Source organism: Actinokineospora alba (assembly GCF_004362515.1).
Lineage (GTDB): Bacteria > Actinomycetota > Actinomycetes > Mycobacteriales > Pseudonocardiaceae > Actinokineospora > Actinokineospora alba.
Window position 1 is genome coordinate 1145142 of sequence record NZ_SNXU01000001.1, and the last position, 23363, is coordinate 1168504.

The 23363-nt window shown below is 69.8% G+C and carries 16 protein-coding genes; 6 read left to right on the top strand and 10 right to left on the bottom strand.

The window, feature by feature from the left end; translation table 11 throughout:
* Positions 1–78 precede the first annotated feature (78 nt).
* A complete protein-coding gene (locus tag C8E96_RS05405) occupies positions 79–3099 on the top strand; it encodes an AfsR/SARP family transcriptional regulator (RefSeq protein ID WP_091382782.1) in 3021 nt (1006 codons plus the stop codon).
* Here C8E96_RS05405 and C8E96_RS05410 read toward each other — a convergent pair.
* From C8E96_RS05410 to ddaH, 3 genes are all read right to left on the bottom strand, one after another.
* Positions 3083–3856: a Calx-beta domain-containing protein gene (locus C8E96_RS05410; RefSeq protein ID WP_091382784.1), complete on the bottom strand. Its 774-nt coding sequence runs from the start codon at positions 3854–3856 to the stop codon at positions 3083–3085. The genes C8E96_RS05405 and C8E96_RS05410 overlap by 17 nt on opposite strands.
* Positions 3857–3934: 78 nt before the next feature.
* Entirely contained in the window at positions 3935–5428 is a 1494-nt protein-coding gene (locus C8E96_RS05415; RefSeq protein WP_091382786.1) for an IMP dehydrogenase, read from the bottom strand.
* Positions 5429–5604: 176 nt separating this feature from the next.
* A complete protein-coding gene (ddaH, locus tag C8E96_RS05420; RefSeq protein ID WP_176926838.1) occupies positions 5605–6471 on the bottom strand; it encodes a dimethylargininase in 867 nt (288 codons plus the stop codon).
* 74 nt (positions 6472–6545) lie between these two features.
* Between ddaH and C8E96_RS05425 the strand changes: the two genes are divergently transcribed.
* From C8E96_RS05425 to C8E96_RS05440, 4 genes are all read left to right on the top strand, one after another.
* Positions 6546–6995, top strand: coding sequence for an Lrp/AsnC family transcriptional regulator (locus C8E96_RS05425; protein WP_091382938.1), 450 nt, complete (start codon positions 6546–6548; stop codon positions 6993–6995).
* 11 nt (positions 6996–7006) lie between these two features.
* Positions 7007–7768 carry an enoyl-CoA hydratase gene (locus tag C8E96_RS05430; RefSeq protein WP_091382788.1) on the top strand — a complete coding sequence of 254 codons (762 nt, stop codon included), beginning with the start codon at positions 7007–7009 and terminating at the stop codon, positions 7766–7768.
* A 317-nt stretch (positions 7769–8085) separates the two neighbouring features.
* Positions 8086–9996 carry a 2-oxoacid:acceptor oxidoreductase subunit alpha gene (locus tag C8E96_RS05435; RefSeq protein ID WP_091382790.1) on the top strand — a complete coding sequence of 637 codons (1911 nt, stop codon included), beginning with the start codon at positions 8086–8088 and terminating at the stop codon, positions 9994–9996.
* Positions 9993–11051, top strand: a complete 1059-nt coding sequence (locus C8E96_RS05440; protein WP_091382792.1) for a 2-oxoacid:ferredoxin oxidoreductase subunit beta — start codon at positions 9993–9995, stop codon at positions 11049–11051. Before C8E96_RS05435 ends, C8E96_RS05440 begins: the two co-directional genes overlap by 4 nt.
* A 77-nt stretch (positions 11052–11128) precedes the next feature.
* On the opposite strand, the gene C8E96_RS05445 is transcribed toward C8E96_RS05440, so the two are convergent.
* The 4 genes from C8E96_RS05445 to C8E96_RS05460 all read right to left on the bottom strand — a co-directional run bounded on the left by C8E96_RS05445 (position 11129) and on the right by C8E96_RS05460 (position 17056).
* Positions 11129–12985, bottom strand: coding sequence for a sunset domain-containing protein (locus tag C8E96_RS05445; protein WP_091382794.1), 1857 nt, complete (start codon positions 12983–12985; stop codon positions 11129–11131).
* 11 nt (positions 12986–12996) lie between these two features.
* Positions 12997–14061: a channel-forming protein ArfA/OmpATb gene (gene arfA / locus C8E96_RS05450; protein WP_228770229.1), complete on the bottom strand. Its 1065-nt coding sequence runs from the start codon at positions 14059–14061 to the stop codon at positions 12997–12999.
* A gap of 243 nt (positions 14062–14304) precedes the next feature.
* The gene (locus C8E96_RS33860; protein ID WP_228770220.1) at positions 14305–15894 is read right to left on the bottom strand and encodes a sunset domain-containing protein; all 1590 of its coding nucleotides are present in this window, start codon (positions 15892–15894) and stop codon (positions 14305–14307) included.
* A 145-nt stretch (positions 15895–16039) separates the two neighbouring features.
* Complete coding sequence (locus C8E96_RS05460; RefSeq protein WP_091382798.1) at positions 16040–17056, bottom strand: polyprenyl synthetase family protein; 1017 nt, start codon at positions 17054–17056, stop codon at positions 16040–16042.
* Between the two features lie 181 nt (positions 17057–17237).
* Here C8E96_RS05460 and C8E96_RS05465 point away from each other — a divergent pair, with 181 nt between their 5' ends.
* Positions 17238–18122: a hypothetical protein gene (locus tag C8E96_RS05465; protein ID WP_133794198.1), complete on the top strand. Its 885-nt coding sequence runs from the start codon at positions 17238–17240 to the stop codon at positions 18120–18122.
* Positions 18123–18167: 45 nt separating this feature from the next.
* On the opposite strand, the gene nuoN is transcribed toward C8E96_RS05465, so the two are convergent.
* The 3 genes from nuoN to nuoL are packed head-to-tail and all read right to left on the bottom strand — an operon-like array spanning position 18168 to position 23358.
* Positions 18168–19751, bottom strand: a complete 1584-nt coding sequence (gene nuoN / locus C8E96_RS05470) for an NADH-quinone oxidoreductase subunit NuoN (protein WP_091382940.1) — start codon at positions 19749–19751, stop codon at positions 18168–18170.
* Entirely contained in the window at positions 19751–21400 is a 1650-nt protein-coding gene (locus C8E96_RS05475; protein ID WP_091382802.1) for an NADH-quinone oxidoreductase subunit M, read from the bottom strand. Before C8E96_RS05475 ends, nuoN begins: the two co-directional genes overlap by 1 nt.
* The gene (nuoL, locus tag C8E96_RS05480; protein WP_228770221.1) at positions 21397–23358 is read right to left on the bottom strand and encodes an NADH-quinone oxidoreductase subunit L; all 1962 of its coding nucleotides are present in this window, start codon (positions 23356–23358) and stop codon (positions 21397–21399) included. The genes C8E96_RS05475 and nuoL overlap by 4 nt, the downstream gene beginning before the upstream one ends.
* Positions 23359–23363: the final 5 nt, after the last annotated feature.

Genomic DNA, 23363 nt, shown 5'->3' on the forward strand with positions numbered 1-23363 from the left:
AATCGGCCCCGATTCGCGATCTGACCAGTGCAAGCGCGTGGCCTAAGCTCCACGTGATCACACCGGCCGGGAGACCAGATGACCCAGCAAGGCGACGGCGGCTTACCCGACCTGCGGGTTCTCGGACCGGTCGAGATCGTCGGGCCCGACGGACCGGCCGCGCTGGTCGGCGCCAGGCAGCGGGCGGTGATCGCCGCGCTCGCCCTGCACCCCGGCACGATGCTGCCGTTCAGCAGGCTGGTCGACGCCGTCTGGGGTGAGGATCCGCCGCGGACCGCGGTGAAGACCCTGCACAGCCACGTCGCACGGATCCGGCAGGCGCTCACCGCAGGCGGCCTGCCGCAGCTGGTCCTCACCCGCGAGCCCGGCTATGTGCTCGCCGCGCCACGCCACGCGGTCGACGCCCACCAGTTCATCGCGGGCGTCGAACGCGGTCGGGCGCTGCGCGCGGGCGGCGCGCTGGACGAGGCCGCGGTCCAGCTGCGCGCGGCGGTCGCGCTGTGGCGTGGGGACGCCCTGGCCGACGCGCCGGTCGAGGGGTGGGCGGCGGGCGAGGTCGACCGGCTGCACGAGCTGCGGCTGTCCGCGTTCGAGGAGCTCTACGACATCGAAGTGCGGATCGGCCGACACCACGAGGTCATGGGGGCCGTGTCGGGCCTGCTGGCCGAACACCCGAGCCGGGAGCGGCTGACCGGCATCCACATGCTCGCGCTCTACCGAGCCGGTCGGCAGACCGACGCGCTGGACGCCTACCAGCGGCTTCGGCACCGGCTCGCCGACGACCTCGGCGTCGATCCGGGACCGGAGCTGTCCGGGCTGCACTTGGCGATCCTGCGTCGTGACCCGGCGCTGGACTCACCCGCGCCCAAGCCGATCCCCGCCGCGGTCGTCCCCGCCCAGCTTCCCGCGCGGGTGGGCCACTTCACCGGTCGCGACGAGGAACTCCAAGCGCTCGAAGCGGTGTCGGCGGCCGACGACGACCTGCCGGTGGTCGTGGTCTGTGGACCCGCGGGGATGGGCAAGACCTCGCTGGCCGTGCAGTGGGCGCACACCGCGACGAGCCGGTTCCCCGACGGGCAGCTGTTTCTCGACCTGCGCGGCCACGACCCGAAGTCCGCGCTGTCCGCCGAGGACGCGCTCACCCACGTCCTGCGCGGCCTCGACGTCCCCGATGACCGGATGCCCAGCTCACCCGCGGAGCAGGCCGCGCTCTACCGGACTCTGTTGCACGGCAAGCGTTTCCTGGTCGTCCTCGACAACGCCTGCCGCGCCGACGACGTGCTCCCGCTGGTGCCCGGCGGCCGGAACCTGCTGGTGGTCACCAGCCGCAACAGCCTGGCCGCGCTGTCGACCCGGCACGCCATGCGGGTGATCGCCGTCGACGCGCTGGGCCACGACGCCGCGGTGGCGCTGCTGGGCAGCGTGCTGGGCGCCGACCGGGTCGCCCGCGAGCCGGGGCCCGCCGCCCGGCTGGCGAGGCTGTGCGGTGGGATGCCGCTGGCGCTGCGGATCGCCGCCGCCCGGCTGATCGGGCACCCGAAGCGGCCGATCGCGGAGTTCGCCGCGGAGCTGAACAGCGCGGGCAGGCTCGACAACCTCGCTGTCGAAGGGGACACCCGCACCGTCCGGACCGTGCTCGCCAGCGCGTACAGCCCGCTGTCCGAGGAACCCGCGCGGCTGTTCCGCAGGCTCGGGCTGCACCCGGGTCCGACGTTCAGCACCCACCTCGGCGCGGCGGTCTGCGGTGTCGCACGGTCGGTCGGGGGGCAGGCGATCGACGAGCTGTCGACGGCGCACCTGGTGACCGCCGTCGCCGCCGACCGGTACCGCTTCCATGACCTGACAAGGGTTTTCGCCCGCCAGTGCGCCACCGCGGACGAGCCCGACGACGTCGGCGAGCGGCTGCTCGACTGGTATCTGCTGGTGGCGCACCAGGCCAACCAGCTGATCAACCCAGCCCGCGACGTGGTCACGCCGTCGATCCGCTACCCGGACGCGGTGGTCCCGTTCGGCGACGACCAGCGCGCCGCGATCGCGTTCCTCGACGCCGAGCGCGACAACTTCCTGCCGGTCGTGCAGCACGCGCGTGAGACCGGGCGGCCGAGGCAGGCCTGGGAGCTGACCTACCTGCTCACCAGCTTCTACGAGGCCACCGGGCACTGGCACGAGCGGATCGAGCTGTGCCGCCAGGGCGCGGCGGCGGCCTGCGATCTCGGCGACCCGCTCGCCGAAGGGGAGATGCTGCGCGCGCTCGGCGTGGCGTTCTACATGTCCCGCCGACTCGACGACGCGCTGGAGACCAACATGCGCGCGCTGGCCGTGGTCGAGCGCGGCGGCGATCTGGCCGGTCAGGGGCACGTCTACAACAACATCGGCAACGCCTACGCCGAACTGCGCCGGTTCGACGAGGCCGTCGCGGCCCTGCGGCTCGCGGTGTCGCGCTGCGCCGATGCGGGCAACCGGCTCGGCCGCGCGCTGTCGCTGCGGAACCTGGGCCGCACGTACATCCGCATGGGCCAGGCCGACCTGAGCGTCGAGCCGCTCAACGACGCCCTCGCGCAGCTGCGGGATCTCGGCAACCGCCGCTTGGAAGCGGGAACCCTCGACACCCTCGGCGAGGCGTATCTCCAACGAGGACAACACGACCGCGCCATCACCGAGTTCACCGCCGCGCTCGCGATCAGCCGGGAGATCGGCGACCGGTGGCTGGAGTGGGAGATCCTGCACGACCTGGGCGTCGCCCACCTGGACCGGGGCGCTGTCGCGGCGGCGCTGGCGGCCCTGGAGGCGGCGCTGGCCATCACCCGCGAGGTCGGCGGCCGCCACGGCGAGGCGATGGCGCTCGACTCGGTGGGCCGGGCCTACCTGCACGCGGGTGACCTGGAGCGAGCCGACCAGCACCTGACCCTCGCCGTCGCCGCCCGCGCCCGCGTCCCCGACGTCTTCGCCGAGGCGCACCTGCACCGAGACCTCGGCGACCTGGCCGCCCGCCGCGCCGACTCGGCCGCCGCGACCCGCCACTGGGACCGCGCGATGCGGCTCTACCAGCAGGCGAACGCGACGGCCGAGGCCGCGGAACTCGCTACTCGACGGACTTGATCGTCACCTCGGCGGTGGCGTCGACGACCGTGCCGGTCGCGGGGTTGAAGATCTCGACGAAGAAGTTCTCGTCCTTCTCCTCGACCCGATCCTCGAACACCTTGACCGTCGTGGACACACTGGACGCCCCGGCCGGGATCGTCAGCGTCCGGTCGCGGATGGCGTCGAAGTCGAGCCCACCGATGGCGGACCCGTCGTGAGTGCGCAGGTGGATGGTCGTGTCGACGGCCGCGGCCCGATCCAGGACGACGGTGATCAGCACCTCGTCGGGCTCCCAGCAGATCCCGTCGCCGAGGATCCAGTACTCCGGCTCCTTGCTGACGCCTTTGTCGTCGTCGAGGATCCAGCCGACCGCCGCCTCGGTCCGGATGTCGACACCGGTGCCACCGACGACGGCGAGACCGAACCGCTCGGAGCCCTCGTCCTTGTCGTCATCGTCGACGCGGATCTTGATCTCCTGCTCGGCCGCGGTCAGCTCAAGCGTTCCGTTCTGCACAGGCAGGTAGTCGTCCCACGGGGTCGCCCGGTGTGGGTCGGTGGTGCCGAAGTCGTCCGTCGAATAATCGATCTCGCCGGACACCGAGCACCCGGAGGCCACCGAAGCGGTGACCAGGAACGAGATGGTCTCACCGGCTTCGTCGATCACACCGTCCTGCACCCGCACCTCGGGCGCGCCACAGACGGGCGCGGCCGCCACCGGGCCCGCCCCGACCACCATTGCCGCGGCGATGACCGCCACACCGAACAGAGATCTCATCGAGTCTCCCCCTCATGTCAGGAACCGGACCTCTTTGTAGAGACCGTCGGTTGTGGCTCGGTTGTGACGGTTCGACGCCTAGTCCAGGCCCGCGGTCTCCCTGACCATGACGGTGGCGTGGCTTTCCTGGAAGCTCTGCTCGGAGACCAAGGTGAGGCGGGCGGTGTCCTTGAAGGCGCGCAGGTCCGCGGCGCCGCAGGAGACCATGGTGGCCTTGATCTTGGCGATCGTCGTCGCCAGGCCCTCGTGGAGGTCGCCCGCGTAGGGCACGTATCCGTCGACGCCTTCCTCGAACTGCAGGCCCCGGCCGCCCTGGCCGTAGCGCTGCCAGTTGCGGGCCCGGCTGGAGCCCTCGCCCCAGTACTCCTTGACGAACCCGTCGCGGGTGGGGACCTTCGCGCCGGGGGCCTGGTCGAAGCGGGCGAAGTAGCGGCCCATCATCACGAAGTCCGCGCCCATCGCCAGGGCCAGCGCGACGTGGTAGTCGTGCACCAGCCCGCCGTCGGAGCAGATGGGCACGTACTGGCCGGTGTTGTCGCGGTAGGCGTCACGGGCGGCGGCGACGTCGAGGACGGCGCTGGCCTGTCCGCGGCCGATGCCCTTCTGGTCGCGGGTGATGCAGATCGAGCCCCCGCCGACACCGACCTTGATGAAGTCGGCCCCGGCGTCGGCGAGGAAGGTGAACGCCTCCGCGTCCACGACGTTGCCGCCGCCGACGGGCACCTCGGGATAGTGCTTCTTCGCCCAGGTCAGCGCTTCGGCCTGCCAGTCGCTGAATCCGTCGGAGGAGTCGAAGGCCAAGGCGTCGACTCCGGCCTCGACCAGTGCCGGGATGCGGTCGCGGTAGTCATGGGTGTTGACGCCCGCGCCGACCCGCAGCCGCTTGCCGTCGTCGACCAGCTGGGTGGGGAAGCGCTTGTTGTCGGTGTAGTCCGAGCGGAACACGAGGTGCCGCAGCCGCCCCGACTCGTCCACCGTGGGCAGGCAGTCCAGCCGCTCCTCCCACAGCCGCGCGTTCGCCGTGGAGAGCGCGATGTCGTCGCCGCTGTGCGGGACCTTGTCGATGGGCACCATGCGGGTGCTGACCAGCGCGGCGGCGTCGTGCCGCTGCGGGTGGAAGTCCCGGGAGGTCACCAGGCCGAGCAACCGGCCGGACGCCGTCCCGTCGTCGGTCACCGCGGCGGTGGTGTGCCCGGTTCGCTCCATCAGCTCCCACAGATGCCCGAGCGTGTCGGTGGGGCGCACGTTGGTGTCGCTGAAGACGAAGCCCGCTTTGAAGTTCTTGACCGCGCGGATGTCGGCGACCTGGTCTTCGACCGGCCGGTTGTGGTGCAGGAAGCCCAGCCCGCCTTCACGCGCCAGGGCGATCGCCAGTTCGGGGGAGCTGACGGCCTGCATGATCGCCGAGGTGAACGGCGTCCGCAGCTCGATCGCGGACGGTTCTCCGGCCACGTGCCGAACCAGCGGCGCCCGCAAATCCACGGTGGCGGGGGTGCAATCGACCGAGGTCCGATTGGGCAGCAGCAGGAATTCGTTGAAGGTTCGCGATATGCCGTCTACCAGCTGTGCCACGGGCTCCCCTTGATCAAAGTGGGCGCCTTACGCGCCCCCAACGCGGTTGCGCCAGCATGCCTGACAGGCCAACCGGAGGTGTCAGGCACCCGAAGACCCCGAAACTCAGGCGGGACGAATGAGAGCGGCTCCCAGTGTGGGCACTGGGAGCCGCTCTCTGTTCCGTGAAGACCGACCTAGCCTCGCAACTCCATCGTGCAGCACTTGGGGCCGCCGCCGGACTTGCGGAGTTCGGAGATGTCGACCATGACCGGCTCGTACCCGCGCGCCGTCAGGACGGCGGCCAGGCGGGTGGCCTCGACGGGCAGCACCACGTTGCGGCCGTCGGACACCGCGTTGATGCCGAGGCAGGCCGCGTCCTCTTCGGTGCAGATGACGGCGTCCGGGAAGAGGCGGGCGAGGACTCGCTGGGTGCCTTCGGAGAACGCCGCCGGGTAGTACGCGATCTCGGCGCGGCGGCCGTCGTGGGCTTCCGAGAGGACGAACAGGGCCACGTCGAGGTGGTAGTAGCGCGGGTCGACCAGGTGCAGCGACACCACGGGGACACCCAGGGTTTCCTGGGCTTCGGCGTGGGCTCCGGGGTCGGTGCGGAAGCCGGTGCCCGCGAGCAGGACCTCACCGGTCCAGGCGAAGTCGCCCTCGGCCTCGTTGATCCGCTCCGGCATGACGACATCCCGGTAGCCGTTGTCGAGGAACCAGCGGCGGAAGTGGTCGGCCTCAGCCGCTCGCTGGGGGGCGCGGAAGCGGGAGCCGAGGACGCGGCCGTCGACAACCGTTCCGGAGTTCGCCGAGAAGACCATGTCGGGCAGGCCCGGCTCCGGCTCGATGGTCTCGACCTTGTGGCCGAGCCGCTCGTAGGTCTCCTTCAGCGCGGTCCACTGCTCGACCGCCTTGGCGGTGTCGACCGGCTGGTCAGGGTCCATCCACGGGTTGATGACGTACTCGACGGTGAAGTACTTGGGTTCGCACATCAGGTAGCGGCGGGTCGTCGGAACCCGCTCGACCGCGGCCGGGTGGGCCGCGGTTTCGGAGAGCAGCGTCATGGATCGAAATGTATGGCCACATTCGACACACATCAATGTCGCTCCATTGCTCTTGAGCATGCACAATGTTGCGTGTGGACCTCATAGATCAGCGAATCATTGCGCAGCTTGTGGCCGATGCCCGGTCGAGCTACGCCGAGATCGGGAAAGTCGTGTCGCTGTCGGCCCCGGCGGTCAAGCGCCGGGTGGACCGTCTCCTGGAGACAGGTGTGCTGCGTGGGTTCACCGCGGTGGTCAATCCGGAGGCGCTGGGCTGGGGCACCGAGGCCTTTGTGGAGGTGCACTGCCAGGGCAACGTCTCACCCGACCGAATTCGCCGCAAGCTCGAACCGCTGACCGAGGTCGTCGCCGCGTACACGGTGTCCGGCGCCGCGGACGCGATCGTCCACCTCCGCGCCGCGAACATCCATCACCTGGAGGACGCGCTGGAGCGGCTGCGGGCCATCGACATGGTGTCCCGCACGGTCTCCACTGTGGTGTTGTCGACACTGCTCGAACGTCCCCCTGCGCCTGAGCCCGGATAAGGTCCGCAGGCATGACCGACGTTCTCCTCGACCGCCGCGACGGCGTCGCCGTGATCACGCTCAACGCTCCCGACCGGCGCAACGCGCTGACGCTGCCGATGTCGGCGCGGCTGGCCGAGCTGGTCGGCGAGTGCGAGGCCGACGACCAGACCTCCGCCATCGTGATCACCGGCGCGCCCCCCGCGTTCTGCGCGGGGGCCGACCTCACCGTCCTCGGCGAGTCGCGCGAAGAGGGGCTGCGGGCGATCTACGCGGGCTTCCTCGCGGTCGCCCGGTCGTCGCTGCCGACGATCGCGGCGGTGGGTGGGGCGGCGGTCGGCGCCGGGCTGAACCTGGCGCTCGCCGCGGACGTGCGGCTCGCCGGACCCAAGGCGCGGTTCGACGCCCGGTTCCTGCAGCTGGGCATCCACCCGGGCGGCGGCATGACCTGGATGCTGCAGCGGATCGTCGGCCCGCAGACGGCCACCGCGATGACCCTGTTCGGCCAGATCCCGGACGCGGCCGAGGCCGAGCGGGTCGGGCTGGTCCTGCGGGCGGTCGACGGCGACCACGACGCCTTGGTGGACGCGGCCGTGGCGCTCGCCGCGCCCGCCGCCGCGGGGCCGCGGGAGCTGGTGCTGTCCATCAAGGCGACGATGCGCGCGACCGCGTCAATGGACGCGCACGCCGACGCTGTCGAGGCCGAGCTGGTGACCCAGGTGGCGTCCATGGACACCCCCGAGTTCGCCCAGCTCCTGGCCAAGATGCGAGCCAAGATCAGCGGCAGCGCCTAGACCCTACGTGGCGTACCACACAGCGAACTCGAACCGCCGGCATCTGGGATACTGTAACCATGAGTTACAGTTAAATTTGGGGTTTCCGGGCCACCCTGTGGACACTCGGAGGGCGATCGCAGTCTCCCGACTGTGATGTGTAGCGCGTTGCGAGGGACCTGCCGATTTCGATGCCTACCGTGGAAGGCGGAAGTGGTCGGCGACCAGGCCGGGTTGAGCAATCGAACGCCAGCTTCGCCGGGGGCGGAAGACTACCCTTGGCAGTAGCGGACGGCACTGGCCAAGCACGCTGTCAGGAGAGAGGGATCGGCGAGTTCATGAGCACAAGTGTGGACGGCGACGTGGCCGGAGGCGCTGACTCCGCCGGGTCTTCCCGTCAGGCCGGGACCAAACTCGACCGAGTCGTGATCCGGTTCGCGGGCGACTCCGGCGACGGCATGCAGCTGACGGGTGACCGGTTCACCTCAGAGGCGGCCGCGTTCGGCAACGACCTTTCGACGATGCCCAACTTCCCCGCCGAGATCCGCGCCCCCCAGGGCACGATCCCCGGTGTCTCCAGCTTCCAGGTGCACTTCGCCGACTACGACATCCTGACCCCGGGCGACCGGCCGGACGTGTTGGTCGCGATGAACCCGGCGGCGCTCAAGGCGAACATCGCCGACCTGCCCGCGGGCGGGACGCTGATCGTCAACACCGACGAGTTCACCAAGCGCAACCTGACCAAGGTCGGCTACGCGGCGAACCCGCTCGAGGACGAGTCGCTGTCGTCCTACCAGGTGCACGAGGTCGCGATGGCCACGATCACCCAGGGCGCGCTGTCGGAGACCGGTCTGGGCAAAAAGGACGCCGAGCGCTGCAAGAACATGTTCGCGCTGGGTCTGCTGTCGTGGATGTACCACCGGCCGACCGAGGGCACCGAGGCGTTCCTGCGCGAGAAGTTCGCCCGCAAGCCCGACATCGCCGAGGCCAACGTCCTGGCGTTCCGCGCGGGCTTCTACTACGGCGAGACCACTGAGGCCTTCGCGGTCACCTACCAGGTCGCGCCCGCCAAGCTGCCCGCGGGCACCTACCGGCAGATCACCGGCAACACCGCGCTCGCGTACGGCATCGTCGCGGCCGGGGTGCAGTCGAAGCTGCAGGTCCTGCTGGGCACGTACCCGATCACCCCGGCGTCGGACATCCTGCACGAGCTGAGCAAGTACAAGCAGTTCGGCATCACCACGTTCCAGGCCGAGGACGAGATCGCGGGCATCTGCGCCGCGCTCGGCGCCTCCTACGGCGGAGCGCTGGGTGTCACCTCGACGTCCGGCCCTGGTGTGGCGCTGAAGTCGGAGACCATCGGCCTCGGCGTGATGACCGAACTGCCGCTGCTGGTCGTCGACGTGCAGCGCGGTGGCCCGTCCACCGGTCTGCCGACGAAGACCGAGCAGGCCGACCTGCTGCAGGCCATGTACGGCCGCAACGGCGAGTGCCCGGTCCCGATCATCGCCCCGCAGTCCCCGGCGGACTGCTTCGCCGCGGCGGTCGAGGCCACCCGGATCGCGCTGAAGTACCGCACCCCGGTGCTGCTGCTCTCGGACGGCGCCATCGCCAACGGCTCCGAGCCGTGGCTGATCCCGGAGCTCGACACGCTGCCCGACCTCACCGTCGAGTTCGCCACCGAGCCCAACGCCCCCGACGGGTCCGGCGAGTTCTGGCCGTACCTGCGTGACCCGGAGACGCTGGCCCGCGCGTGGGCGCTGCCCGGCACCGCGGGCCTGCAACACCGCATCGGCGGCCTGGAGAAGCAGGACGGCACCGGCAACATCTCCTACGACCCGGACAACCACGACAAGATGGTCCGGACCCGTCAGGCCAAGATCGACGGCATCGACGTGCCCGACCTCGAGGTGGACGACCCGTCCGGCAAGGCGCGGGTGCTGGTGCTGGGCTGGGGCTCGTCCTACGGCCCGATCGGCGCGGCGTCGCGGCGGGTGCGCAAGCTCGGCCACGCGGTCGCCCAGGCGCACCTGCGCCACCTGAACCCGTTCCCCGCCAACCTCGGTGAGGTTCTGCGGAGCTACGACAAGGTCGTCGTTCCGGAGATGAACCTCGGCCAGCTCTCGCTGCTGCTTCGCGGGCGCTACCTGGTCGACGTGATCAGCTACACCAAGGTCGCGGGCCTGCCGTTCATGGCCGAGGAACTCCAGAACGTCCTCACGGACATCGTGAAAGGGGTCGACGCATGACCGCGATTGATCTTGGGCTGCCCGGCCTCGCGGGGGTGCCGACGACCGACGAGCCGCAGAAGGCCAAGGACTACAAGTCCGACCAGGAAGTCCGCTGGTGCCCCGGCTGTGGCGACTACATCGTGCTCAACGCGGTGCAGTCGTTCCTGCCGACGCTGGGCCTCAAGCGGGAGAACATCGTCTTCGTCTCCGGCATCGGCTGCTCCTCACGGTTCCCGTACTACATGAACACCTACGGGATGCACTCGATCCACGGCCGCGCCCCGGCCATCGCCACCGGCCTGGCCACCGCGCGTCCCGACCTGTCGGTCTGGGTCGTGACCGGTGACGGCGACTCGCTGTCGATCGGCGGCAACCACCTGATCCACACGCTGCGCCGCAACGTGAACCTCAAGATCCTGCTGTTCAACAACCGGATCTACGGCCTCACCAAGGGCCAGTACTCGCCGACGTCGGAGCCGGGCAAGGTCACCAAGTCCACCCCGATGGGCTCGCTGGACCACCCGTTCAACCCCGTGTCCCTCGCACTGGGCGCCGAAGCGACGTTCGTCGGCCGGGCACTGGACTCCGACAAGGTGGGCCTCACCGACGTGCTGCGTCAGGCGGCGGAACACCGAGGCTCGGCCCTGGTCGAGATCTACCAGAACTGCCCGATCTTCAACGACGGCGCGTTCGACGTGCTGAAGGAGCCGGGCGAGGCCGAGCAGCGCCTGATCAACCTGGAGCACGGGAAGCCGATCCGCTTCGGCGCCGAGAAGGAATACGGCGTCATCCGCAGCGGGTTCGGGTCGCTCGAGGTCGCGAAGGTCAGCGAGGTGGGTGAAGAGGCGCTGGTGGTGCACGACGCCCACATCGAGGACCCGTCCTACGCGTTCGCGCTGTCCCGGCTGTCCACTCAGGACCTGAGCCACACGATCACGGGCGTCTTCCGCTCGGTGCGCCGCGACACGTACGACGATCTGGCACGGGCGCAGGTGGCGCAGGCCGTGGAGAGCAAGCCCGCGGACCTGCGGAGCCTGCTGCACGGCAAGGACACCTGGACCATCGCGCCTTGAGTTGAGCTACAAGCAAACAAGGGCCGCTACCCCAGTGGGTAGCGGCCCTTGTTCTTGATCCGTGCGCCTGCCGAGGGTTAGCTCTTCTCGATGCGCCGCTTGTTCCAAGCCGTGAAGCCGGCCTGCTCAGCGTCCGCAGCGGTCTTGAACCAGACCTCAGCCCGAGTCCGCGGGTAGTACGGCGACTCAGTCGTGTGGAACAGCATCGAGTCCGCGTTCCCCTTGATGGTGAATTCATCCGACGGCGCCGAGCCATCAGCCTTCGGATTCGCCGAGTTCGGCCCGAACGGCCCCTCAGGCACGCGGGCGACCGCCTGCTGGGGAATCTCCGTCTGCCCCCGTTCGGCGCCACCAACCCGGTTCCAGGGCCGGAAACCCGCTGCCTCAGCCTCGTCGGCGTCGCGGAACCAGACCTCGGCCTGGGTCACCGAGTAGAACGCTGACTCCTCGGTGTGGAACAGCATCGAGTCGACGTTGCCCTTGACCTTGAACTCGTCCGACGGCGCCGTGCCGTCGGCCTTCGGCTTGGCCGAGCCCGCGTACTCACCCGGCTCCCACGTCGGCTGGGAGACCACAGGCCGCACGTCCCGCTTGGCGCGGGTCCACGGCGTGAAGCCCGCCCGTTCGGCGTCAGCGGCGGACTTGAACCACACCTCCGCCTTGGTGCGGCCGTAGTACGGGGAGTCCGTGGTGTGGAACAGCATCGAGTCCGCGTTGCCCTTGATGGTGTATTCCGGCGACGGGGACGCCCCGCCGGGGCCGGGACGCGCCGAGCCCGGGCCGTACGGCTCGTCGGTGGCCGGGGACGCGGCGGGGGCCGAGGCAGCCGAGGTGGCGAACATCGGGGTTCCCTTGCCTGAACCGGATTCCGCGTCGGACTCCGGTTCGACGGGCAGGCCGCGGTCCGCGCCGGACCCGGTGGAACCGACGACGTGCGAGCCGAGGCCCTTGTCGGATGCCGGGTCCGTGTCGGCGACCGGACCGGTGCCCGCGAGACCATCGGCACCCGAGCCGGTGGCCACGCCCGTGGCGGCCGCGCCGGCGATCGGACCCGAACCCGCGAGGGAACCGAACTCGCCGTCCGTGTCAGCCGGAGCGCCGTTCTTGTCGGACGCACCCGCCCGCCGTGCCGCCATCCCGGCCGCCGCGCCCGCGGCCGCGCCGCTGGTCGCGGAGCCGCTCACGTTGACGTCGCTGACGGCGTCCTCGTCGGACCTGGCGGGAAGGGTGTCGCGGTTGCCTTCCTCCATCGAGGGCGGCGGGGCGGCCATCCACTCCGTCTTGGCCGGGTCGGCCGAGACCGCCGAGTCGCCATCGTCGGCGAGGTGGTGCTTGGCCGTGGTGCCCGCAGTACCCGCAGTGCCCACGGTGGCTGTGTCCTTGGCCGTGGCTGTTTCTCCGGCCGTGGAAGCGGCGGTGTCTTCGGCGGTGTCCTTTGCCGTGTCCTTTGCCGTGTCCTTGTTGGCCTTCTTGCCCTTCGCCTTGCCCACCGCGGCGCCGCCCGCAGTCGCGAGACCGGCCGCGCCGAGCATGGCGGCCGTGTCGGACTTGGGCTCGTCGGACTTGGGCTCGTCGTCCAGCGACCCCTTCAGCGTGCCGGAGCGGCCCGTGTCGTCGAGCGTCTGGACCGGGATGCGGCCCGTCGGGGTGTCGTCGCCCGGGGTGTCGTCCACCCGCAGGGCGCTGGTGCGTTCATCGTCGTCGAGGGCGCCCAGCGCGGAAGCACGTGGCCGCGCCGAGGCGCTCGCCTTGTCCGTGCTCGCGGCGCGCTTGGGTTCGCGGTCGCTGTCCTGGACGGCGGGGCCACCGATGCGTTCCTCGGTCACCTCGACCTTCGGCTTGCGGAAGAACCGCTGAACCAGCCAGGTGAAAAGCGCACCCAGCAGAAAGGACAGCAGCAACCAGAGCCACACCTGCCCGAAGAGATATTTCATGGTCTGGTCTCCTAAAGGACGACGATTTCGACCCGGCGGTTGGCCGCCTGGCCTGCTGCGGTGTTGTTGGGCGCCACGGGCTTGGTGCTGCCGTAGCCCTTGGCGGTCATGCGGTCCGCGGCGACTCCGAGCTGCGTGAGTCGCGAGTGGACGGTGGCGGCGCGCTGGTCGCTGAGCTGCTGCCCGTCGACACTGTCGTTGCCCGGGGCGTCGGCGATGTGGCCGCCCACCTCGATGGACACGCCCTTGAGCAGCGGCGCGATCTGCTGCACCGTGTTCTCCCCCGCGGGGGTGAGCGTGGCCGTGTTGGGCTCGAAGGTGATCGGCTGGGCGGCGATCAGCGCGTTGATCTGCTGCTGCACAGCCGCTTTGTCGACCGCCGGGGCGGCGACGGTCAGCTTGTCGTCGACCTTGACGCCCGGTGCCATCGCGGCAGCGGCCTTCGCGGCCGCCGCCTTGTCCTGCTCGGTGGGCACCGAACCCGACAGGGTCACGGTGTCGCCATCCCAGCTCAGGCCCCGGTTTCCGGGAGCGGTGCCCAGGATCGCGACAGCCTTGCCGAGTTCGGCGGCGGGCGCGGGCAGGGTGGCGCCCGGGGTCACGGTGAGCTGGTCGACGACGGGCCGCCCGCCTGCCGCCTGTGTGGCGGAGGCGATGAGTTCGGCACGGGCCGCCTCGTCGGGAACGCTGCCGCCCAGCACGACCGAGCCGTCCTTGAGGTCAGCCGTCATCGGCACGCTCGGCGCGGGCGGCACCGGGTTCGCCGAAGCCGACGGCACACCGGAAGCGTTGGGATCATTGGGGTTCGCGCTGTCGTTGTCCCCCGCGGGCCCACCCGCGATGTCCGCCGACCAGACGCCGTCGACCGACTCGACCGCGCCGCGCGCGGCGTCGATCTGGCCTGCCGGGACACCCGAGACGTTGGCGACGACGCCGTCCATCCGCACGTCGGCACCGGAGATTCCCGCCGCCGCGAGGGCGTTCTGCGACTTGAGCGCGAGGTCGGACTCGACGTCGTCGCGTTTGCCGAACGGCGTGACGGTGGCCAGCAGCGCGAGCAGGGCCGGGATCAGCACCAGCCCCAACAGCCAGGGCAGTATTCCGCCGCGTCGATCGTAGTTCGTGGTCTTCGTGCGACGAATCAGAGTTTCGCCTGGTTGAAGGGAATCTGATACGGAACCTGGCATGGCCGCTCCGAACGGGACAAACACCTCCGGTCGTCCATTTGGACGACCTCTAGCACTCCGAAAAGCGCACGGTGTCTTTTATCATTCCCGCAACAGAGCCGCCACTTGGAGTGAACGGCTGACTCCCCCGCGTCAGGCGAGCGGTCGGAATCCCACTCGCTCGGCGTCGGCGACCGAACGGAACCACACCTCGGCGATGGTCCGGTCGAACTTCGGCGACTCGGGTGAGCAGTACCGAAGCGCGGTGACGCTCGCCTTGATGACGTAGTCGCTCGACGGGGATTCCCCACCGGGCAACGGCATCGCCGATCCCGGGCCGAACGGCCCCGGCGGGACGAACGGGTCGACCCCGCCCATCGGCGCCTGCTTGAGCGCGGTGCGCGAGCGCCGCGGGCGGCTCTCGGGCAGGACCGACGTCGCGGCCACGGTCTCGTCCGCGGGGCGGATCGGCTCGAACAGCGAGCGCTCGGCCTCAGCCGCGGGCGCTGTGGCGGTCGCCGGGGTGGCGGGCGCGGGCGGCGCGGGCTGGATGCCGAACGGGATCCGACCCTGTGGCTTGGCCGGAATGCGCTTGGGCAGAGCGCTGGTCGTGGTGGTGGCGCGCACCTCTCCGTACGCCAAGTTCGGTTCCTCCGCGGGCTCGGTCGCTACCACTGGCTGCGCGACTGGCGGCGCGGGCAGTGGTTCCGGCTCGACGACAGGCGCGGGCGGCACGGGACGGACGAACTGCGTGGCGGCGTCGATCGACGCCGCGGGCGCCGGGACGACCTCGGTCCGGTCTGGTGCGGCCTGCTCCTCCTGCTCTTCATCGAGATCGTCGATGAGAGCGTCGTCGGTGTTGTCCTGCTCGCCTTCGGCGTCGATCCGGCGGATCAACTCGGCGGGGATCGGGGTGGTGTGCTGGGTGAAGATCGTGCCGCCGCCGGTGTCGGACCGTTCGTCCGCCCGGGTGCGGGCCACCTCGGCCTCGGCTTCGGCCAGGTCGTCGACGAGGTTCTCGTCGGCGGTCTCGGGCTGCCCGGCGAACCACTGCTCGGCGGGAGCCTCGCTCAGCTCCGCCACGCGGTCGGCCGGGATGTACTGGGTGGTCTCGGTGGCCCCGTTGGCTTCGCCGAGCAGCGACCCGGCGTGCCGGGTCTCCTCGACCCCGCCCAAGCGCAGCGCGCCGCGCTCGTCGGCAGTGTCCTGCTGGTCCTGCTCGTCCTCGGCGCGGTCGTAGTCGTCCTGGTCCGCGTGGTCCGCGTGGTCACTGTCCGCGCGGTCCTGCTCGACGTCGTAGTCGTCCTCGGTGTCGAGGCGGGCGTGCTCGGCGGCGAACAGCGCCTGGTCGAACTCGCCGCTGTCGCTGCGCCGAGTGTCCTGGTCGTCGTGCTCGTCGTCGCGGCGGTCGTCGTGCTCGTCGCGCTGGTCGTGCTGGGCGAAACCGTCGCGGTAATCGCCGTGGCCCTGGGACTCGAAGCCGGGAACGAGAGCGGGCGTCGACCGGAACTCGTGCGATTCGTAATCGTCGCCGAAGTCCGCGGCACGCGGCAAAGGATCGGAGTACGGGGTCGCGTAGTCGTCGGCGGGCGCCTGGGCCTCACGCCTGCGGGAAGCGGCGAGCCTGTTCTGCAAATCGGCGACGCGCTTGCGTGCCGGGTTCGCGATCAGGATCCAGCACAGCAGCGCGCCGACCAGGAATCCGGCGAGGCTCCATACCCACACCTGACCGAAGAACGGCATCTGCCACTTCTCCCTCCCGGCCGCGCCGTCGCGGCGCGTAAGACCGTTGTTCGAGCCTAGAGGAGGCTACTGCGGTCGAGTTCACGACAGGGATGCTCCCCGGGATTTCCCGGACACATCACAGTTTCGCGTCGCCTACCGTGCCTTATCGGGTACGGGCGACTACATAACGTGTCAGTAGATCCAATGCCTCGCGTGCCGCGCATTCCGGAAGGGCCGCCAATTCGTTCTGCGCCGAAATTGCGTACTCGTCGAGAGTCTTGCGCGCGCGCTCCAGGCCGGGCGACTTCCGCAGCCGGGTGAGGGCGTCCTCGACGTCGTCGTCGTCGGTGATCGGGCCGCCGAGCAGCTCGGTGAGCCGGGGGTCGCCGCCGTCGTCGATCGCGTAGAGCATCGGCAGCGTCAGCACGCCTTCGCGCAGGTCGGTCCCGGGCGTCTTGCCGGACTCGGCGGCGGGTGAGGCGATGTCGATGACGTCGTCGGAGAGCTGGAACGCGGCGCCGATGATCTCGCCGTACTTGAACAGCGCCTCGGTCTGCTCGGGGGTGGCCCCGGAGAACATCGCGCCGTAGCGGCCCGCGGTGGCGATCAGGGAGCCGGTCTTCTGGCCGATCACCGAGAGGTAGTGCTCGATCGGGTCGCTGTCGCGGGGTCCGACGGTCTCGCGCATCTGGCCGGTGACCAGTTCGCGCATGGTCTCGGCGATGATCCGGGTCGCGGACGCGCCGAGGTCGGCGACGAGCATGGAGGCGTGGGCGAAGAGGAAGTCGCCGGTCAGGATGGCGATCGAGTTGTCCCACCGGGCGTTCGCGCTCGCGTCGCCGCGGCGCATGGTGGCCTCGTCCATGACGTCGTCGTGGTACAGCGTGGCCAGGTGGACCAGCTCCACAGCGGCGGCGGCGGCGATGACCTGCTCGGTGTTGCCGTCGTTGAACTGGGCGCTCAGCAGGGTGAACAGCGGCCGAAAACGCTTGCCACCCGCCTTCACCAGGTGCAGGGCGGCCTGGTCGACGAAGTCGACGTCGCTGTGCACGACGGAGCGCAGCAGCTCCTCGACCGTCGCCAGGCCGGTGACGACGGCCTCGACGAGCGCCGGGTCGGCGTTGTCGAGCCCCAGCGACGCGGGCACCTCGGAAATGGCCGAGTTCTCGGTGTCAGTCACTCGCGGCGCTCCTGATCAGCGTGGTTGGTGAAAATGAGCCTACTTGGCGGTTGAACTCCGACGTCAGGCAATGGACGTGACCCGCGCAACGTTCGCGCCTGAGTGGTTGTCCTGAGTAGTTGTCCGGATTCGTGATCCGGGGTCGATGGGTCAGGATCACCCGGTGCGAACCTCGGTGAATGTGACTGTGCAGCTGGCGGCTGTGGTGCTCTTCCTCGCCCTGCGGCTGTCCGCGGGCGGCTGGCTGCTGGTGATTTACCTTTTCTCGATCATCGGCCCGATCGTCACGCTGGTGCCGCTTTTCTTCGCCATCAAGACCGCCCGCCGGGAGACACTGCCGAGCGGCGTCGCCGCTCCGTTCGTGACGGCGGCCGTGTCCCTGGTCGGCGCCGGGCTGCTGGTGGCCGACTTCGGCGACTCGGCGTGGGGATCGATCCCGGTTCTCGGCGACACCTTGGTAGGCAGTGGCAGTGCGCTGATGGCGTTGGACTCGCTGGGCTGGCTCTTCGTGCTGGGGTTCGTCGGCTCGGTCGTGTGGATCTTCGTGGCGGTGAGCGCCGCCGAACCGGCGCCGGTGACGCGCAAGGGTGCGCTGATCATCGGCGGGGTGGTGGCGGCCATCGCCGCGGTGCTCGTCGTCCCACCGCTCGTCCAGGCGTCGTCGAACGCGGGCAATGAGGACCTCGCGGCGGCTCGTTCGGCGGCGGAGTCGGCGGGCCGGACGCTGCGCGCGGACCTGCGGCCCGCGCCCGAGCGCATGTCGGGCGTCTGGGAAGTCTGTGCCGACTCCAAGAGCGCCCAGTTCGTGGTCAGCATGGGCGTCTCCGGGGACGTGAGCGACGTGCACAACCAGTTGGACGACCGGATGGAGTCGTCGCGGTGGGAGCGAGTGGACAACTGGTCGTACTGGCACGCGAAGACCCGCGACGGGCACGAAGTGGTGGCGAGCCAGGCCACGGTGGCGGGCGCGAAGGCGAGCGTGGCGGTCAAGAGCACCTGCGTCGCGGTCGGGAGCGCCAGGGCCAGGGAGCTGGCGCTCGAACTCCCGGTGAAGCTGGGCGAATGAGAAAGGGCCCCGGCGCGGTGCGCCGGGGCCCGTTCACGAAGCGGTCTAGCGGATGGCGAACGCTCCGCCCGCCGCCCAGTCGAGGGCGAAGGAGGGGGCGATGCCGAGCAGCAGGGTCACCAGGACGCCGAGAGTGATGGCGGCCGTGGTGAACGCGCCCGGGACCGTGACGGTGGGGCCGTCGGCGGCGGGCTCGCTGAAGTACATCAGCACGATCACCCGCAGGTAGAAGAACGCCGCGACCGCCGAGGCGATCAGGGCGATGACCACCAGCGGGGCCATGCCATCGGCCAGGGCGGCCTCGAACACGACGAACTTGCCGACGAACCCACTGGTCAGCGGGATACCGGCCAGCGCCAACAGGATGAAGGTGAACACGCCCGCCACCAGCGGCGAGCGCTTCGCCAGGCCCGCCCACTGCGACAGGTGCGTCGCCTCGCCCGAGGAGTCGCGGACCAGGCTGATCACGCCGAACGCGGCCAGCGTGGTGAAGCCGTAGGTCAGCAGGTAGAACAGCGTCGCCGACAGGCCCTTCTCGGTCAGCGCGATCGCGCCGACGAGCAGGAAGCCCGCGTGGGCCACCGAGGAGTAGGCGATCATCCGCTTGACGTCGGTCTGGGTCAGGCCGAGGACCGCGCCGATGATCATCGAGACGATCGCGACGCCCCAGAGGACGCTGCGCCATTCCCAGCTGGTGGCCTCGAACGCGACCTGCAGGACGCGCAGGATGCCGCCGAACGCGGCGACCTTGGTGCAGGCGGCCATGAACGCGGTGACCGGCGTCGGCGCGCCCTGGTAGACGTCGGGGGTCCAGGTGTGGAACGGGCCGACGGAGGCCTTGAACAGCAGGCCGACGATCAACAGCGCCATACCGGCGAACAGCAGGGTGTCGGAGCGGTCCGTGCCCGCCGCGGCGCCCGCGATGTCGGACAGCCGGACAGAACCCGCGTAGCCGTAGAGCAGGGCCAGGCCGTAGAGGAAGAACGCCGAGGCGAACGCACCGAGCAGGAAGTACTTGACCGCCGCTTCCTGCGAGAGCAGGCGGCGACGACGGGCGAGGCCGCACATCAGGTACAGCGGCAGCGACAGCACTTCCAGCGCGATGAACATCGTCAGCAGGTCGTTGGCCGAGCAGAAGATCATCATGCCGCCGAGCGCGAACAGCGTCAGCGGGAAGACCTCGGTCTGCATGCCGGTCGCGGTGACCTGGGCCCGGTCCTGGATGGTGCCGGGGCGGATCGCCGCGGTGGCGACGAACGCGCCACCGGGCTCGACCGACCGGTCGGCGATCATCAGCACCGCGCCGAACGACAGCGCCAGCAGCGTGCCCCACAGGAACAGCGCCGGGCGGTCGACGGCGAGCGTGCCGAACATGGCCAGCTCACCGGCCGCGGGCGCGTCCGTCAGGTACAGCGCCAGGGAGATCCCGGCGCCCGCCAGCGTCAGCAGCGTGAGCACGACCTGCGCGGGCCAGCGCTGGTGGCGGGGCAGGAACGCCTCGAACAGCACACCCACGCACGCCGCGCCGAGCACGATCAGGATGGGCCAGATCGCGGTGAGCGGCGGGGCCTCCACCTTGGGGGCGGGTGGCAACGGCTGGTCCTGGGCGAGCAGCAGGACCGTAGACATCACTGACACTGCAGTTGCCTCTCTGCGGGAACCGGGTCGACCAGGGCCGCTTCACACATCGTGGCGTCCACGGTGGGACCCACGATGTCGAGAACCGGCTTCGGGTACACACCCAGGCCGATGATCAGCAGGAGCAGCGGTGCGAGCACCAGCTTCTCCCGGCCGTTCAGGTCGAAGATCGCCTTGTGCGCGCTGACCTCGGGTTCGAGTTGGACCTTCACCGCGCCGGGCCCGCCGGAGGTCGTGTCGACCGGCGCGTCGATGGGCGGTTCCTGGGCGGTCAGCGCGTTGCCGCGCAGCGGGCCGGTCATGATCCGCTGGTAGAGCCAGAGGACGTAGATCGCGGCCAGAACCATGCCGACGGTGGCGATGATGGTGAACACCGGCCGGTTCGGGAACGAGCCGATGAGGACCAGGAACTCGCTGATGAACGAGTTCGTGCCCGGCAGCGACAGCGTGCTCAGACCGGCGATCAGGAACATGCCCGCGAGCACCGGGGTCAGCTTCGACATGCCGCCGTAGTCGGCGATGCGGGTCGAGCCGCCGCGGCTGACCACCATGCCGATCACCAGGATCAGCATCCCCGTGGCGATGCTGTGGTTGACCATGTAGGTGACCGAGCCCGCCATGGCCTGCGTGCTGAACGCGAAGATGCCCAGCGCGATGAAGCCGAAGTGGGCGATCGAGACGTAGGCGACGAAGCGCTTCATGTCGGTCTGCCCGGTGGCCAGCAGCGAGCCGTAGACGATGCCCGCGATGGCGAGGACCAGCACCCACGGCGCGAGTTCCTTGCTGGCGTCGGGGAACATCGGCAGCAGGTAGCGCAGGAAGCCGAAGGTGCCGACCTTGTCGAGCACGCCGACGAGCAGCACGGCGACGACGATGGGCGCCTCCGCGGTGGCGTCGGGCAGCCAGGTGTGGAACGGCACCAGCGGCGCCTTGAAGGCGAACGCGGCGAAGAAGCCGAGGAACAGCCAGATCTGCGTGCTCAGCGGCGCGTCGGAGACCACGCCGACCAGCGTCTGCCAGTCGAAGGTGCCCTGGCCCAGTTCGTCGCCCGCCATGACGTAGCAGGCGATCACCGACGCCAGCATGATCAAGCCGCCGAGGAACGAGTACAGGAAGAACTTCACCGCCGCGTACTGCCTGCGGGCGCCGCCGTAGGAGCCGATCAGGAAGTACATCGGGATCAGCATGAGCTCGAAGAGGACGTAGAACAGGAACACGTCCGTCGCGGCGAACACGCCGATGGTGAGTGCCTGCTCCAGCAGGATGAGCGCGAAGAACCCGCCCGCCGTGCGGCCTTCGGGCAGCTTGTCGGCCCAGCCCGCGCCGATCACGATCGGGGTCAGCACGGCGATGGTCGCGATCATGACGAGCGCGATGCCGTCGACACCGAAGGAGATGTGCACGCCGAAGGACGGGATCCAGTCGAACGAGAACGACTGCTGCAGCCGCGCCCCGCTCGCCTCGAACTTGCCCCAGGCGCAGGCGGCCATGGCCAGCTCGCCGAGGGAGAACGCGAGTGCGGCTTGCTTGGCGAGTTTCGCGTTCCCGCGAAGCGCCATCACCACGCCTGCGCCGACGAGCGGCAGCAGGAGTAGGACGGCCATGACCCAGGAGCCGTCCCCGGACACTGTCGGGGTCATGCGAACCTCACCATCAAGAACGCGGCGATCACGATGATCGATCCTCCGAGCATGGATAGCGCGTAGGAGCGGACGAAACCGGTCTGGGTGCGCCGCAGGCGACCCGAGCTACCGCCCAGACCCGCCGCGAGACCGTTGACCAAACCGTCCACACCCCGGTTGTCGACGAAGACCAGCGCCCGGCTGAGCCAGATGCCCGGACGACCGAACAGCGCCTCGTTGAGGTGGTTGCCGTACAGGTCGGCACGCGCGGCGCGGACCGGGAACGACACCCGCGCCGGCCGGGTGACCGGCTGCTCGCGGCGACCGAAGAGCAGGAACGCGATGAGCGCGCCGAGCGCGGACAGCGCGACCGTGAGGACCGCGATCATGCCGTGCGACAGCGGTCCGTGCGTGGCGAGCGTCGCGTCGAGGGACGGTTCGAGCCAGCCGGCGAGCCGGTCGCCGAGGGCAAGGAAAGCGCCCGCGCCGACCGAGCCGACGGCCAGCACGATCATCGGGATCGTCATGGTCGACGGCGACTCGTGCGGGTGGTAGTCGCGGCCGTCCTCGGACTTGAGGTTCTCGTAGCGCGGCTTGCCGAGGAACACCAGGATCAGCAGGCGTGTCATGTAGAACGCGGTGATCCCGGCGCCGAGCAGTGCCACGCCGCCGAAGACCCAGCCGCGCCAGCCGTGCTCGCCGAAGGCCGCCGCGATGATCGCGTCCTTGGAGAAGTAGCCGGACAGGAACGGGAAGCCGATCAGCGCGAGGTAGCCGAGGGTCCAGGTGATGAAGGTGATCGGCATCTTGCGCGCCAGCCCGCCCATGCGGCGGATGTCGCCCTCGTCGTTCATGCCGTGCATGACCGAACCGGCCCCGAGGAACAGCCCGGCCTTGAAGAAGCCGTGCGTGAGCAGGTGCATGATGCCCAGCGCGTACCCGGCCGGGCCGAGGCCCACGGCCAGGATCATGTAGCCGATCTGGCTGACCGTCGAGTACGCGAGGACCTTCTTGAAGTCGTCGTACGCGCAGCCGATGATGCAACCGATGATCAGCGTCAGCGCACCGATGATCATCACGCCGAAGCGTGCGTCCGCGGCCTGCGGCAGCGAGTAGATCGGGCTGGACCGGGCGATCAGGTACACGCCCGCGGTCACCATGGTTGCCGCGTGGATCAGGGCCGAGACCGGGGTCGGGCCCGCCATCGCGTCCGGAAGCCAGGCCTGCAGCGGGAACTGGCCGGACTTGCCACAGGCACCGAGCAGGAGCAGCAGGCCGATCGCGACGACGGTCGCGGTGGACTGCTCGCCGATCTTGTCGAACACCACGTCGAACTGGGTGCTGCCCATGGTCTTGAACATCAGGAAGATCGCCAGGGCCAGGCCGACGTCGCCGACCCGGTTCATGATGAACGCCTTCTTCGCCGCCGTGGCCGCGAAGTCCTTGCCCTGGTACCAGCCGATGAGCAGGTAGGAGGCGAGACCGACGCCCTCCCAGCCGAAGTAGAGCGTCACGAACGAGTTGCCCAGGACCAGCAGCAGCATCGCCGCGATGAAGAGGTTCAGGTACCCGAAGAACCGCCTGCGGTCGCGGTCGTCGTGCATGTAGCCGATCGAGTAGATGTGGATCAGCGAGCCCACACCGGTGATCAGCAGCACGAAGGTCAGCGACAGCGGGTCGAGGCGCAGCCCGAAGTCGATCTGCAGCGCGCCGACGTTGATCCACTCGAACAGGCTCAGGTTCTGCAGCCGGTCGTCCGCGGCGAGCGACGTGCTGCCGAAGAAGAGGACCAGGCCGTAGACGAAGGCCGCGATCACGGTGGCGCTGCCGAGCAGGTGGCCCCACTTGTCGGTGCGGCGGCCGCCGAGCAGCAGCACGGCCGCGCCGAAGGCGGGCAGCAGGAGCAGCAGCCAGGCAGCGCTCGCCGCGCCACTGGCTTGCTGGACCTCAGCAGCGAGGTTGATAGTTCCCGACACCGAGT